The following is a 14244-nucleotide window of genomic DNA, read 5'->3' as shown; positions in this document are numbered from 1 at the left end:
AGATAGGGAATAAACGCTTTCAGGGGAGATTACTCCATGGAGGGTACGGTAACCTTGAGCTGCACCAGACGGCGCTTGTCGGAGTTGGTAATTTTGAAGTGAATATCGCTGACGGTAATTTCGTCACCGGTTTCCGGCATGTGCCCGAATGCTTTCAGTACAATACCGCCGATCGTATCCGCTTCTTCTTCATCGAATGTCGTTTTGAAAAACTCATTGAAGTCATCCACCGGCGTTAATGCTTTAACGGTGTAGGTAGATTTATTCAGCGGTTTAATGTCGTCTGTACCGTTTTCGTCGATGTCATATTCATCTTCAATTTCACCGACAATCAGTTCCAGAATGTCTTCAATGGTAACCAGGCCGGATACACCACCATATTCGTCCACAACAATGGCCATGTGGTAGCGTTGCTGGCGGAATTCTTTGAGCAGTACGTCCACCCGTTTACTTTCCGGCACAATGACCGCCGGACGAAGTACATCTTTTAACTCAAAGGCCTTATCCGGACTGAATGCATAGCTGAGCAGATCTTTTGCCAGTAAAATACCTTCGATATGGTCTTTGTCTTCGCTGATAACAGGAAAGCGGGAGTGGGCTGTGTCCAGAATTTTAGGCAGGAACTCTTCTACCTTCTGGTCGATATCAATAGTAGTCATTTGCGTTCTGGGGATCATGATATCCCGTACGCGCATTTCGTTGACACCGATAACGCCTTCAATCATTTCTCTGGTCTGGGGGTCAATCAGTTCCCGTTGTTCGGCTTCTGTAATAACGTCTACCAGATCTTCCTTACTTCTCGGCTCGCCGGAAAATGTCAGTCTTAATTTATCTAACCAACTTTTGTTCGTCGAGCCGTTGGTAGAGTGAGGGCTGTCTTCGCTCATAATCGTCTTTTGTAGTGTGTGAAATATGAAAGTTAAAGATCCCGGTAAGGATCGTCAATGGATAATTGCGCTAAAATCTCAATTTCCAGAGATTCCATTTCTTCGGCTTCCTCATCATCGATGTGGTCGTAGCCTATCAGATGCAGGATACCGTGCACCACCATGTGGGCATAATGGTTGGCTACCGGCTTATGCTGCTCTTGAGCTTCACGGCTGATAACCGGCGCACAAATGACCAGGTCACCGAGCAGATTCAGCGGTACACCCGGCGGGCACTCAAAGGGAAATGACAGTACATTGGTCGGCTTATCTTTACCGCGGTAATCTCTGTTGAGGGTTTGTGATTCTTCTTCATCTACAAAGCGGATGGTCAGTTCTTTATCGCTGATATCCAGTTGAGAGAAGATGGTGTTGGCCCAGAGAGAAAGTTGAACTTCTGTTGGAATGTGCGCCGAAACGGAGTCTTCCGGCGCATAAGCTTGCTGAAAATCGATGACTGCCGTCACGGCTTGTCCTTACTGTCGTCACCGGCATTTTGCTGCTTTTCCTGTTCGGCGGCAGCACGTTTTGCCTGACGGATTTTTTCCTGCTCACCATCAAACTTCTCATAAGCCTGTACGATTCTGGCCACCACAGGGTGACGCACAACGTCTTCAGCTTTAAAGAAGTTAAATGAAATGTCAGATACACCTTCCAGTACTTCAATACTGTTTCTCAGCCCTGAACGCACGCCACGGGGCAGGTCGACCTGGGTGATGTCACCGGTGATCACCGCTTTGGAATTAAAACCAATACGGGTTAAGAACATTTTCATTTGTTCAGTGGTGGTATTCTGGCTTTCATCCAGAATGATAAACGCATCGTTCAGTGTACGGCCACGCATATAAGCCAGCGGCGCAACTTCGATTACGTTGCGTTCCATCAGTTTTTCTACCTTTTCGAAGCCAAGCATTTCAAACAGGGCATCGTAAAGGGGACGCAGATACGGGTCGACTTTCTGAGACAAATCACCCGGCAGGAAACCCAGTTTTTCACCGGCTTCAACAGCAGGGCGGGTAAGCAGAATACGGCGTACTTCCTGACGTTCAAGGGCATCAACTGCACAGGCCACAGCCAGATAGGTTTTACCCGTACCGGCAGGGCCGATACCGAACGTAATATCATGATTAACCACGTTAGCAACATATTGTGCCTGGTTCGGATTACGGGGCTTAATGACCCCCCGTTTGGTTTTGATATTAACTTCTTTGCCGTAAACCGTTGATTCACTTCGCTCCGGGAAACGGGCTTCCTGAATGGCTAGATGTACCTGCTCCGGTTCCAGTTGCGGGATAAGGCCTTTAACAGGCTGAGTTTCGATATACAGTAACTTGAGCAGCTCTGCTACACCGTTGGCCTGAAGGGCCTCGCCTGACACTTTAAAGGCGTTATTACGGTAACTGATTTCTACACCAAGCCTGCGTTCGATTTGTTTGATGTTGTCATCAAACGGGCCGCACAGGCTGGACAGACGTTTATTGTCAGCAGGTTCTAATATGACTTCGTTGCTTACCAGAGTACTCAAGTTATGCTATTCCTCGCTTATTCATCAATTTAAACGGCAGGGACAAACTGACCCACGCCCAGTGCATCAGGCGCTTCCCCGTGACGCTTTGCTGTAATAGATTGGGGCGAAACTGCTACACGCAAGCCCATATCCTTTTCGCGGCGAACCACATCTCCACGCAGTGAATTGGTAAAGACGTCTGTGATTTTCACATCCACAAATTCACCAATCATGTCCGGTGAACCTTCAAAGTTCACTACACGGTTATTTTCAGTACGGCCGGACAGCTCCATCGGGTTCTTTTTCGACGGGCCTTCTACCAGAATCCGCTGCTCAGTGCCGACCATATGACGGGCAATGCGTAATGCCTGCTGGGTGATGCGTTGCTGCAACAGGTGCAGGCGCTGCTTCTTCACGTCTTCGCTGACATCATCCACGGCATCAGCAGCAGGCGTACCCGGACGTGCGCTGTAGATGAAACTGAAGCTCAGGTCATAGTCGATGGCCTGAATCAGATCCATGGTCGCCTCAAAATCTGCATCGGTTTCACCCGGATAGCCGATGATGAAGTCTGAAGACATGCAAATGTCAGGACGTACTTTCTTCAGCTTGCGGATTTTCGATTTGTATTCCAGTGCCGTGTGACCACGTTTCATCATGTTGAGAATACGGTCGGAACCGCTCTGAACAGGCAGGTGAAGGTGGTTTACCAGCTCGGGAATTGTCTCGTACGCGGCGATAATGTCATCGGTGAACTCCACCGGATGCGACGTGGTGTAACGGATACGGTCAATACCGTCGATGGCTGCGACCATTTCCAGAAGCTCGGCAAAGCGGCAAATGGTGCCGTCGTGATGCTCCCCACGGAATGCGTTTACGTTCTGGCCTAACAGGTTCACTTCCCGTACGCCCTGTTCAGCTAACTGCGCGATTTCCAGAATCACGTCATCAACCGGACGGCTGACTTCTTCACCACGGGTGTAGGGTACAACACAGAATGTGCAGTACTTGGAACAGCCTTCCATAATTGAAACGAAAGCCGTGGGACCTTCTGCACGGGGTTCAGGCAGTGAATCAAACTTTTCAATTTCAGGGAAACTGACATCCACCACAGAACCGGCACCGCCCTGAAGTTGCTTAATCATTTCCGGCAAACGGTGCAGAGTTTGCGGGCCGAATACCAGATCTACGAACGGTGCGCGCTGACGGATATGGTCGCCTTCCTGTGAGGCGACACAGCCACCCACGCCGATAATGAGTTCGGGTTTGTCTTTTTTCAGATTTTTCCAGCGGCCTAACTGGTGAAACACCTTTTCCTGTGCTTTTTCACGGATAGAACAAGTGTTCAGCAGGATCACGTCCGCCTCTTCTGCTTCCTGCGCAAGCGAATAACCGTGGGTAGAATCCAGCAGATCTGCCATTTTCTCCGAGTCATACTCGTTCATCTGACAGCCCCAGGTTTTGATATACAGCTTTTTGGTCATATTCACGTCACGATTTCAGGTGTTGCGGCATTAAAAACCACGGGCTAAACCCGTAAAACAGCCGGCTAGTGTTCAAAATAGCCGCGTATTTTACCTGTTGAGAAGCTGTTTGCCCAGCGGTTCCTTAAATCTGTTCCGCAGTTTAATACTGTTTAGTATAGCTTGCTGATCTATAGCAACAGTATGACATTGGCTTCATGGTAGTCGCTGCCGGTTTAGGTCATAATGCGCTATCGCTTCAGGAGATGTTATGTACGATTTTTGTATCAATGGTGGTGGAATGGTTGGCGCAGCGCTGGCATCAGGGCTGGCGCAGCAGGGATATAAAATTGCCATCATTGAAACGGTGCAGCCGCAGCCATTTCAACACGGTCAGCCGCCGGATCTGCGTTTGTCTGCTATCAGCCTGACGTCCGTGGATTTATTACGGGCGCTGGGGGCATGGGAGCACATTGAAGGCATGCGGGTGCGGCCCTACGATACCTTGTCTGTGTGGGAAAATCCGGATATGGCCACCCGCTTCAATGCACAAAGTATCGGCCAGACTCAACTGGGATATTTTGTTGAGAACCGTCTTATCCAGTTAGGCTGTCACCGTGTTCTGGCGGATTTGCCGGTGGACTGGATAACGCAAACGAGTTTGCAGTCTTATGAGGTTGATGAATCCACTGCCATCACACGGGCCACACTGGAAAACGGTGAAAGTTTGCAATGCCGTTACCTTATCGGGGCTGATGGGGCCCGCAGCCGTGTGAGAGCGCTGGCGCAAATTGGTTCCACTGGCTGGCAGTACGGCCAGCAGGCAATGGGCATTATTATCGAAGGTGCAGATGCTTTTGAGGGTGAAACCTGGCAGCAGTTTTATCCTTCCGGACCCAGAGCATTGCTTCCCATGTACGGCCAGTTTGCTTCGTTGATCTGGTACGACAGCGGCGAACGCATAAAGCAATTGCAAGGCATGAACGACAAAGCGTTAACAGAGGAAATTCTTAGTCATTTTCCCCGTCTTTTACCTGAATTCCGCATCGTCAGTAAGGCCGGTTTTGTGCTCACGCGTTCACATGCTTCAGACTATGTGCGGCCGAGTGTCATATTAGCCGGAGATGCAGCGCATACCATTAATCCGCTGGCAGGGCAGGGCGTGAATCTCGGCTTTAAAGATGTATCGGCTTTACTGGCTCTGACCGGCGACTGCAAACCTCAAAGTGATGAGTTTTACCACAGACTGAAAACAGAATTTGAACGCCCGAGAATGAAAGACAACGCCCTGATGATGTCGGCGATGGACGGCTTTTACCTCTTGTTTAGTAATAAAATACCCCCAGTTAAGTGGTTTAGAAACCTGATGCTGAAAGGTGCGGATATGGCCGGGCCGGTGAAAGATCAGGTATTGAAGTATGCAATGGGGATGGACGAATGGAAGTTCTGATCTTACTGGGTGTGTTATTTCTGGCGCTGATTATTATTGTGCCGTTAATTGAACGCTCCAAAATGCGGGTGAGTCCGGAAACAGCAAGCAAAATCAGCCGCTGGATTTGGCCGCTGGTGATGATTTCTCTGGTTATTCAGCTAATAAGAATGATGATGCAGGGCTGATTCAGACTGTGTCATTTCAGGCTGCGTTATTTAATTCGCTCATCGCTCTGCTTATCAGTCGTTTAGTTTGTTCATTGTCTTCACAGACAAAAGCCTGTGTTCTGAGACCAACGAATTGACATTGCAGCCAGGCGGCCAGCTCACTGAGATCTGCTTCTTGTGATATGTTGCCTTGGTGCTGAGCATTTTCCAACACTAACAAAAATGCTGATTTCAGCGTCGCCATCCCTTCAACTACCACTTGTCTGATTGCTTCAGGCAACTGTTCCATATCTGACAGTGTTCTGACCAGCAGACATTGACGTTGGTACTGCAATTCCCCGGGACAAGTCGTCACACTGACAAAATATTTTTCTAATTCTGCAAGCGCATCCGGAAAGGCTGAACAGGCCTCTATATCACGTTTACTATCTTCAACGTACGTTTCTATCACCAGCCTGAACAAGCCGTCCTTGCTTTTGAAACGGTGATAAATACTGCCGGGTCTCATATCTAATGCGGACTGGAGTTCGCGCATACCCACGGCACTGTAGCCTTTTTTCCAAAACAGCACAGTCGCATTCTTTATCAACTCTTCATTGGTTATTTTCATTCGAATTACCTTAGAACACATTTTTTGAACAATCGTTCAAAAATGACTTGAACGGTCGTTCAAAGTCCTTATATCTTATACACAGAGCAATCACATTGCGTTGATTATTTTACTTAACGGAGAATTTTATGACTACTTATACATTGCATACTGAAGATACTGCCCCCGAAAAAGCTAAGCCACTACTGGAAAATTCAAAGAAGTCTTTTGGAATGATCCCTAACCTGCATGCGGTCATGGCATCATCTCCTGAATTACTCGAAGGTTATCAGGTGCTTCACGATTTAGCTCAGAAAACAGATTTTACTGCAGAAGAATTAACCGTCGTCTGGCAAACGGTGAACGTGGAACACGAGTGCCATTACTGCGTACCGGCGCATACAGGTATTGCCAAAAGCATGAAAGTTGATGACAAGCTGATTGATGCATTGCGTAATAACGAAGAGCTTGAAGATGCAAAGTTAAATGCTCTGAGAAATGCAGTCCTCTCTGTCACCCGCGGTCGTGGCCACATTGACGATGAGGCGATGAAAGGCTTTACTGATGCGGGTTACACCACAAGAAATATGCTGGATATCATATTAATTCTGGCCCAGAAGGTAATGAGTAATTACACCAATCATCTGGCAGAAACGCCGGTAGATGCGGCATTTGAAAAGTTTGCGTGGGCACCGGCTAAGTAGGACATAATACGGCTATCTTAAACAGATAGCCGTAGTTCGTTTACCAGATACCGTCTTCGCTTTTACCCTGAATTTTGCAGTCACCGGTTTTGTATTCCATGTCCCCGCCACGGTCGTGTTTGGCAAAATAGTCTTTACTGATGGAGACGATAGTGGGCGTCATCCAGACAATGGCGATGATGTTTATTACTGTCATTAATCCCAGAGCCATGTCAGCCATTGCCCAAACGGTAGGCAAAGCTGCCTGAGAGCCCCACAGGATCATGATAAGGTATCCGGCAGTGTAGGCAATGCGGCCCGCTTTGTTGTCCAGTTTGAACATATGCAGGTTGCTTTCGCCGTAGGCGTAGTTCGCAACCACCGAGGTGAATGAGAACAGGCAGATTGCTGCGGCAACAAAGTCTTCACCACCCATTCCGATGTGTTTCGTCATTGCTGCCTGAGTCATACCAATACCTTCCATCTGACCGGTTGCTTCGCCGCCTGCCAGTAAAATGATAAATGCTGTCGCCGTACACAGGATCATTGTGTCAACGAAGACCCCCAGCATCTGAATGTAGCCCTGAGATACCGGATGATTTGGTGTAGGTGCGGCACTGGCTGCCGCATGAGGTACACTGCCTGAACCGGCTTCATTGGAATAAAGGCCACGCTGGATACCATTTTTCACGGCAGCCCCCAGCATACCGGCACCGGCTTCCTGTAAGCCGAATGCAGACTTGATAATCGACATGAGTACGGCAGGCAATTCAGTGATGTTGAAAGCCATAATAAGCAGCGCGGCTATCACATAGCCAATAGCCATGAAGGGCACAATCCACTCTGCAAAGCGGGCAATACCCCGTAAACCACCCACAACAATGAGTGATGCCAGAGCAATAATTACCAGACCGGAATATAGCGGATTAAAACTGTAGGCGTTGTTCAGTGCATCGGTAATGGTATTTGCCTGCACCGCACTGAATACGAAACCGTAACCGAAAAACAGACAGAGTGAAAAGGCCACTGCCAGCCAGGTTTTATTCAGTCCCTGTTTAATGTAATAAGCCGGACCACCCCGGTATTCACCGTTCTCATCTTTCACCTTATAAAGCTGACCGAGAACGCTTTCGGCAAAACCGGTAGCCATGCCCAAAAAGGCAATAACCCACATCCAGAAGATAGCGCCTGCACCGCCAAGAGAAATTGCTACTGCCACACCGGCCAGGTTACCTGTACCTACACGGGCGGATAAGCTGGTGCACAATGCCTGAAATGAACTGATACCTTCTTTCGTTGTGGAAGTACTGCCTTTCATCAACGAGAACATATGGGTGAAATGACGGAGTTGTACCGCGCCGAGTTTCCAGGTGAACCAGAGACCACACCCGAGCAACATGACGATAAGGACCTGGCCGTCACCCCACAGCACATTATTTACGGCCGATACGATATCGTTTATCACATGAATTCCTTGTTATTTATAATAGATCTTCTTTATTGTCCGGCTATCTTATCAGAACAGGGCAGGGGGAAAAGGCTATACAACCCGTGTTTGCATAAATATCTCTGTTTTTTGAATTTTCAACGCACTGAAAAACAGGCATAAAAAAACCAGTCAAAAGACTGGTTTTTTTATAATATGGCTGGGGTAGCTGGACTCGAACCAACGGATGGCGGGATCAAAACCCGCTGCCTTACCAACTTGGCTATACCCCAATCAACTGGGTGTTAGCTGAATGGATTCAACATAACGAAATAATGGCTGGGGTAGCTGGACTCGAACCAACGGATGGCGGGATCAAAACCCGCTGCCTTACCAACTTGGCTATACCCCAATAATGGTGCGGAAGGAGAGACTTGAACTCTCACGCCGTGAAGCACTGGAACCTAAATCCAGCGTGTCTACCAATTCCACCACTTCCGCGCAGCTAGACATACCTGAGAGATATTGTAAGAAAGTGGTGGCTACGGCGAGATTCGAACTTGCGACCCCATCATTATGAGTGATGTGCTCTAACCAGCTGAGCTACGTAGCCTCTTTCTTTCTCTTCCCTCTCAGGAAGTGGCGCGTATTATGCGGATATGACCCCCGACCGTCAACCCCTTTTTTACTAACTTTTTTTAAGTGCTCACTATGTGTACTGAAATGCTTAATATGGCGTCAAAATGGTGGAAAAGAGATCAATTTGAGGGCATTTGCTATGAATTTCTTCCCTCAGTATTGGCGATTAATTAACCGGCTTAGCGGTCTGAATTTGCCGGTTGTGAAATCTTTTTCCCTGAAATCTGCGAATAAATCCGATAATGTGAGTAAATTGTTAAGTCAGATCTTAAAGGAAGAAGAAAAATATGATGAATAAGGTCGCTTCACCCTTCGTAAAACTCGTTGAGCGCTATCTGCCGGACCCGTATATCTTTGTTTTATTGCTTACTTTGGTGGTTTTTGCCGCAGCAGTGCTTGTAGAAGGACAATCTCCGCAGCAGGTTGTTGAGCAATGGGGGAGCGGATTATGGGGGCTACTCAGTTTTTCCATGCAAATGCTGCTCGTGCTTGTCACCGGATACATGCTGGCCAGTACGCCGCTGGTAAAAGGCGGGCTGGAGAAAATGGCCGGACTGGCAAACTCTGCACCTAAGGCGATTTTACTGGTTTCGCTGGTATCGCTGGCTGCCAGCTGGCTGAACTGGGGCTTTGGCCTGGTGGTGGGGGCGTTATTTGCCAAAGCGCTGGCAAGGAAGGTTGAGGTGGATTATCGTTTGCTGGTGGCCAGTGCCTATTCCGGATTCGTGGTTTGGCATGGCGGTCTTGCCGGCTCTGTTCCACTGACCATTGCCACGCCCGGTCACTTTTCTGTTGATCAGATTGGCGTTATCGACACATCACAAACTATTTTTGCCACCTTTAACCTTGTTCTGGTCGCCATATTGTTCGTTGTAATGCCGGTGGTAAACCGTTTAATGCTGCCATCGAAAGAAGACAGTGTCATTGTACCGGCATCAAAACTTGAAGATGAACCTGTGCCGGAAGCTGAGAATACCCGTCCGGCGGATAAACTGGAAAACAGCGTTATTCTTGCCCAGCTTACCGGGTTTGCCGGTCTGGCGTATCTGCTTATGTACTTTATAAACGGCGGCACGTTAAACCTGAATATCGTTAACGGTCTCTTTTTGTTTCTCGCCATTGTCTTACACGGGACACCACGGAAATTACTGCATAGTTTGCATCAGGCTGTGAAAGGCGGAGCGGGCATTGTTATCCAGTTTCCGTTTTATGCCGGGATTATGGCTGTCATGGTTCAGTCCGGCTTAGCGCAGAGTCTGTCGGAATGGCTTATCAGTCTTGCCAGTGCGCAGTCGCTGCCGGTCTGGAGTTTTATCTCTGCGGGCATTGTGAATATTTTTGTGCCGTCCGGAGGCGGGCAGTGGGCGGTTCAGGCTCCGGTGGTACTGCCAGCGGCGCTGGAACTGGGCGCCGATGTCAGCCGTGTTGCAATGGGTGTTGCCTGGGGGGATGCCTGGACGAATTTAATCCAGCCTTTCTGGGCGCTGCCTGTGCTGGCGATTGCCGGGCTTAAAGCCAAAGATATTATGGGGTTTTGTCTGGTGCAGTTGCTACTGACCGGCGTGGTGATTGGCGCAGTGCTGTATTGGGTTTAGCACTCTGCCTGCCTCACCGTTTAACCAGCTTTAGCCGGTATCACAGCGTAACTTCTTAAAGATAAAAAGCGCTCAAATAAAAACACCGCCATCAGGCGGTGTTTTTGAATGACAGTGCGATTACACGTTAAAACGGAAGTGAATGACGTCACCGTCTTTAACGATATAGTCTTTACCTTCCAGACGCCATTTACCGGCATCCTTTGCGCCTTGCTCGCCGCCAAACTCAACAAAATGGTCGTAGCCAACGATTTCTGCGCGGATAAAGCCTTTTTCAAAGTCTGTGTGGATCTTACCGGCTGCCTGAGGGGCTGTTGAGCCTTCAGGGAATGTCCATGCACGCACTTCTTTTACCCCTGCGGTGAAGTAAGTTTGCAAAGTCAGCAGGTTGTAGCCGGCACGGATAACACGGTTAAGACCAGGTTCTTCCAGACCCATGTCCTGCATGAATTCTTCACGCTCATCATCTTCAAGCTCAGCAATTTCAGCTTCAATTTCAGCGCAAACGGCAACAACTACAGCATTTTCAGCGGCTGCGATTTCTTTTACCTGATCGAGGAACGGGTTATTTTCAAATCCGTCATCGTTCACGTTAGCGATATACATGGTAGGTTTCAGTGTTAACATGTTCATGTAGCTGATGGCTGCCATTTCTTCTTTGGTCAGTTCCAGAGAGCGTAGCAGGTTGCCTTCGTCCAGGTGCGGTTTTATCTTTTCCAGTACTTTTAATTCGTACTTCGCATCGGCATCGCCACCTTTGGCACGCTTAGATACACGGTGAATGGCTTTTTCTGTGGTTTCCAGATCCGCCAGTGCCAGTTCGGTATTGATAACGTCAATATCATCTTTCGGGCTGACTTTACCTGCAACGTGCACAATGTTGTCGTTTTCAAAACAACGCACAACGTGTCCGATAGCATCGGTTTCACGAATATTTGCCAGGAACTTGTTACCCAGACCTTCACCTTTTGAAGCACCTTCAACCAGACCGGCAATGTCCACGAATTCCATGGTAGTAGGAATGACGCGCTGCGGATTGACGATTTCTGCCAGCTTGTCCAGACGTAAGTCCGGTACAGGTACTACACCGGTATTCGGTTCAATAGTACAGAAAGGGAAGTTCGCCGCTTCAATTCCGGCTTTGGTAAGTGCGTTGAACAGGGTAGATTTACCCACATTTGGCAGACCAACGATGCCACATTTAAAACCCATGTGCTGGACCCTTGTTAAGTTATCAGCCCTGAACGTCAGCTTTAAAACTATGCAGTCGGTTCTGGGCTTGCTTTAAATCGTTTTTAATTAAAATCTCTGTACACCGGACCGCTTCATCGATGGCATCTTCAATTGCCCGTTTTTCGTTTTCCGGTGGTTTGCCAAGTACATGGCCGGTTACCTTGCTTTTATGGCCGGGGTGACCGATACCAATTCGCAAGCGTAAGAAATCTTTGTTATTGCCCATTTTAGCGACGATGTCGCGAATGCCATTCTGACTGGAGCTGCCGCCAACTTTATATTTAGCGATTCCCGGAGGTAAATCCAGCTCGTCAAAAGCAATCAACATATTCTCTGCAGGGATACGGTAGAAGTTTGCCATTGCGGCTACCGCCTGACCACTTTTATTCATGTAAGTAGTCGGGTAGATCAGACGAATATCTTGAGTGCCTACGGTTATCCGGCCAGTGAGACCAAAAAACTTACTTTCAGGCTTAAGGGAGGTGTTAAAACGCGCTGCCAGTTCGTTCAGAAACCAGACGCCGGCGTTATGTCGGGTATGTTCATATTCCGGGCCCGGATTACCCAGGCCCGCAATCAGACGGATATCTGACGACAAGCTGATTATTCCTCAGCTGCGTCTTCTTCGCCTTCTTCTGCTTCAGGTGCTTTAGGAGCAGGCTTAACAGTAACAACTGCTAAGTTGTGTGCATCATCACCTTTAGCCAGTTCAACAGACGAAACGCCTGCAGGCAGAGTCAGGTCAGACAGGTGAACGGTAGCATCCATTTCAACTGCAGCCATATCTACTTCGATGAACTCAGGCAGATCTTTAGGCAGACACGTGATTTCGATTTCGTTTACGTGGTGCTCTGCAATACCGCCAGCTTTGATAGCAGCAGATTTTTCTTCATTGATGAAGTGCAGAGGTACGCTGGTGTGCAGCTCTTCGCCAGCGATAACGCGTTGGAAGTCAACGTGAGTGATCTTAGGCTTGTACGGGTGACGTTGCATATCTTTAACTAACGCTTCAACTTTCTGACCGTCAATGTTCAGAGTCAGAACGTGAGAGTAGAATGCTTCGAAATCAGCAGCGTTGTTCAGTTTGTTGTGATCAAGAGTCAGTGCAACAGGGGCTTCTTCGCCACCGTACAGGATTGCAGGAACTTTATCAGCATGACGCAGGCGGCGGCTCGCACCTTTCCCCAGGTCAGTACGTACTACTGCATCCAGGTTAAAAATAGCTTCAGACATTAATATGTCTCCAATATATTTAGTTTATTTTTGTGAGTTTTTGCGACCAAAACTCACGCGATAACGGCAATAAACAAGGCTCATTAACCGTACCCCGAAATAAAAGGGCGGCGAATTCTACCACCGCGAAGCAGGATATACAAACGTCAATTACATTTCACTGTGGTGCGGTGCGACAGCTGTGGCATCGGCACTGACCACTTTTTCTACTTTAAAAACGGTTCCGAACTGAGTCGTTGTCATCATACCGGTCAGCGGCTGACCTTCGACAATCAGTTTCATGCCATTCTGACGGTAAGATTTATCCAGTCCGCGCAGGGTGTAACGCTCTCCGGTGTCAGTAATGAAACCGAAAAAGCCGCCTTCATGCTGTTGATAGACCAGTTTCCCTGACAAGGTGATATTGTTTTCCATTTCAGTGGCCTTATTGTCGATATTATCAGTCACATTTTTCGTAACGTTCTCAACCACATTGAGGGTGACGGTTTCTGTTTTTGATACGTCGTCCGGCGCAGCTTCATCGTTACAGGCACTGCACAGGCTGACTAACGCTGCTAAATAAATAAGTCTGATCATATTATCTCCGCCGTAGTTATGGTCAGCAGACCTTTTTTGTCATTGTGCCGGTTTTGACCTGAACGGACAATGAACAGGTGGGTGTGGTTTATTGTTTGTGCCTTTTTATTTTATTAAAACTCAGAGGATTGAGTCTATGTCTTCAGAATTTCACTTTTACGAGCCTACAGCGGGTCATGGCCTCAAACATGATCCCTTCAACAGTATTATTGCACCCAGACCCATCGGCTGGATTTCCACTGTTGACGAAAAAGGTATCGCTAATCTGGCACCTTACAGCTTTTTTAATGCATTTAATTACACGCCGCCCATTATTGGCTTTTCCAGCATCGGCTTTAAAGACTCAGTAAGAAATATTCAGGCGACAGGAGAGTTTTGCTACAACCTGGTGAGTGTGCCGCTGGCGCAGCAGATGAATCAGACCTGTGCACAGGTCGATGCCAGTGTGGATGAGTTTGAACTGGCAGGGCTGACAAAAGGCGAGTCCCGCACTGTAAGGCCGCCTTATGTTGCGGAAAGTGGCGTGGTGATGGAATGTCGCAAAACACAAATCGTAAAATTGCAGGGCAGTAATGGTGAATTGTGTGATACATGGATGGTATTCGGTGAAGTGACCGGCGTGAAGATAAAAACATCACTGATTGAAGACGGTGTTTTTAAAACGGGCAGGGCAGACCCCCTTCTGCGGGCGGGTGGTGCAGGGGATTATTACACCATTGATAGTGAAAACCTGTTTGAGATGTTGCGTCCCCGCTGATACAAAAAAGCCGGTGCT

15 protein-coding genes and 4 tRNA genes are annotated in these 14244 nt (G+C 48.2%); 5 read left to right on the top strand and 14 right to left on the bottom strand.

Going from position 1 to position 14244, the window contains the following annotated elements; all coding sequences use genetic code 11:
* Window positions 1–29: 29 nt before the first annotated feature.
* From ACXAGC_RS11560 to miaB, 4 genes are read right to left on the bottom strand one after another with little or no spacing between them, the layout of a single operon-like run.
* Window positions 30–887: an HlyC/CorC family transporter gene (locus ACXAGC_RS11560; RefSeq protein ID WP_119501769.1), complete on the bottom strand. Its 858-nt coding sequence runs from the start codon at window positions 885–887 to the stop codon at window positions 30–32.
* A gap of 32 nt (window positions 888–919) precedes the next feature.
* Window positions 920–1333, bottom strand: a complete 414-nt coding sequence (ybeY, locus tag ACXAGC_RS11555; protein WP_474844538.1) for an rRNA maturation RNase YbeY — start codon at window positions 1331–1333, stop codon at window positions 920–922.
* A 56-nt stretch (window positions 1334–1389) separates the two neighbouring features.
* Window positions 1390–2451 (bottom strand): PhoH family protein, encoded by a 1062-nt coding sequence (locus tag ACXAGC_RS11550; protein WP_119501767.1) that lies wholly within the window; start codon window positions 2449–2451, stop codon window positions 1390–1392.
* Window positions 2452–2480: 29 nt separating this feature from the next.
* A complete protein-coding gene (gene miaB / locus ACXAGC_RS11545) occupies window positions 2481–3917 on the bottom strand; it encodes a tRNA (N6-isopentenyl adenosine(37)-C2)-methylthiotransferase MiaB (RefSeq protein ID WP_303575582.1) in 1437 nt (478 codons plus the stop codon).
* 250 nt (window positions 3918–4167) lie between these two features.
* Here miaB and ACXAGC_RS11540 point away from each other — a divergent pair, with 250 nt between their 5' ends.
* Together ACXAGC_RS11540 and ACXAGC_RS11535 are read left to right on the top strand one after the other, a co-directional pair.
* The gene (locus tag ACXAGC_RS11540; protein WP_474844510.1) at window positions 4168–5346 is read left to right on the top strand and encodes an FAD-dependent monooxygenase; all 1179 of its coding nucleotides are present in this window, start codon (window positions 4168–4170) and stop codon (window positions 5344–5346) included.
* Window positions 5334–5513 carry a hypothetical protein gene (locus ACXAGC_RS11535; protein ID WP_474844509.1) on the top strand — a complete coding sequence of 60 codons (180 nt, stop codon included), beginning with the start codon at window positions 5334–5336 and terminating at the stop codon, window positions 5511–5513. Before ACXAGC_RS11540 ends, ACXAGC_RS11535 begins: the two co-directional genes overlap by 13 nt.
* Before the next feature lie 16 nt (window positions 5514–5529).
* Here the strand turns inward: ACXAGC_RS11535 and ACXAGC_RS11530 are convergent, their stop codons facing one another.
* Window positions 5530–6105, bottom strand: a complete 576-nt coding sequence (locus ACXAGC_RS11530; RefSeq protein ID WP_474844507.1) for a TetR/AcrR family transcriptional regulator — start codon at window positions 6103–6105, stop codon at window positions 5530–5532.
* A 128-nt stretch (window positions 6106–6233) separates the two neighbouring features.
* Between ACXAGC_RS11530 and ACXAGC_RS11525 the strand changes: the two genes are divergently transcribed.
* Window positions 6234–6788 (top strand): carboxymuconolactone decarboxylase family protein, encoded by a 555-nt coding sequence (locus tag ACXAGC_RS11525; RefSeq protein WP_474844506.1) that lies wholly within the window; start codon window positions 6234–6236, stop codon window positions 6786–6788.
* A gap of 40 nt (window positions 6789–6828) precedes the next feature.
* Here the strand turns inward: ACXAGC_RS11525 and ACXAGC_RS11520 are convergent, their stop codons facing one another.
* The 5 genes from ACXAGC_RS11520 to ACXAGC_RS11500 form a co-directional block, all read right to left on the bottom strand.
* A complete protein-coding gene (locus ACXAGC_RS11520) occupies window positions 6829–8232 on the bottom strand; it encodes an alanine/glycine:cation symporter family protein (RefSeq protein WP_474844505.1) in 1404 nt (467 codons plus the stop codon).
* A 178-nt stretch (window positions 8233–8410) separates the two neighbouring features.
* Window positions 8411–8486: transfer RNA gene (locus ACXAGC_RS11515), tRNA-Gln, on the bottom strand.
* A gap of 43 nt (window positions 8487–8529) precedes the next feature.
* Window positions 8530–8605: transfer RNA gene (locus tag ACXAGC_RS11510), tRNA-Gln, on the bottom strand.
* A gap of 4 nt (window positions 8606–8609) precedes the next feature.
* Window positions 8610–8694, bottom strand: a tRNA-Leu gene (locus tag ACXAGC_RS11505).
* Between the two features lie 35 nt (window positions 8695–8729).
* A tRNA-Met gene (locus ACXAGC_RS11500) sits at window positions 8730–8806 on the bottom strand.
* Window positions 8807–9119: 313 nt separating this feature from the next.
* On the opposite strand from ACXAGC_RS11500, the gene ACXAGC_RS11495 reads away from it, so the two are divergent.
* Window positions 9120–10427: a short-chain fatty acid transporter gene (locus tag ACXAGC_RS11495; RefSeq protein ID WP_474844504.1), complete on the top strand. Its 1308-nt coding sequence runs from the start codon at window positions 9120–9122 to the stop codon at window positions 10425–10427.
* 120 nt (window positions 10428–10547) lie between these two features.
* Here the strand turns inward: ACXAGC_RS11495 and ychF are convergent, their stop codons facing one another.
* The 4 genes from ychF to ACXAGC_RS11475 all read right to left on the bottom strand — a co-directional run bounded on the left by ychF (window position 10548) and on the right by ACXAGC_RS11475 (window position 13469).
* Window positions 10548–11639, bottom strand: coding sequence for a redox-regulated ATPase YchF (gene ychF, locus ACXAGC_RS11490; RefSeq protein WP_474844503.1), 1092 nt, complete (start codon window positions 11637–11639; stop codon window positions 10548–10550).
* Between the two features lie 22 nt (window positions 11640–11661).
* Window positions 11662–12258 carry an aminoacyl-tRNA hydrolase gene (pth, locus tag ACXAGC_RS11485; RefSeq protein WP_119501758.1) on the bottom strand — a complete coding sequence of 199 codons (597 nt, stop codon included), beginning with the start codon at window positions 12256–12258 and terminating at the stop codon, window positions 11662–11664.
* Between the two features lie 5 nt (window positions 12259–12263).
* A complete protein-coding gene (locus ACXAGC_RS11480; RefSeq protein ID WP_119501757.1) occupies window positions 12264–12893 on the bottom strand; it encodes a 50S ribosomal protein L25/general stress protein Ctc in 630 nt (209 codons plus the stop codon).
* Between the two features lie 150 nt (window positions 12894–13043).
* On the bottom strand, window positions 13044–13469 hold the full coding sequence (locus tag ACXAGC_RS11475) for a hypothetical protein (protein ID WP_474844501.1): 426 nt from the start codon (window positions 13467–13469) through the stop codon (window positions 13044–13046).
* Window positions 13470–13605: 136 nt separating this feature from the next.
* Here ACXAGC_RS11475 and ACXAGC_RS11470 point away from each other — a divergent pair, with 136 nt between their 5' ends.
* Window positions 13606–14226: a flavin reductase family protein gene (locus tag ACXAGC_RS11470; protein WP_474844500.1), complete on the top strand. Its 621-nt coding sequence runs from the start codon at window positions 13606–13608 to the stop codon at window positions 14224–14226.
* Window positions 14227–14244: the final 18 nt, after the last annotated feature.

Source organism: Alteromonas sp. AWJ4_197, assembly GCF_056160285.1.
The sequence above is the reverse complement of the archived record's forward strand: the minus strand, read 5'-3'. Positions and strand labels throughout refer to the sequence as shown.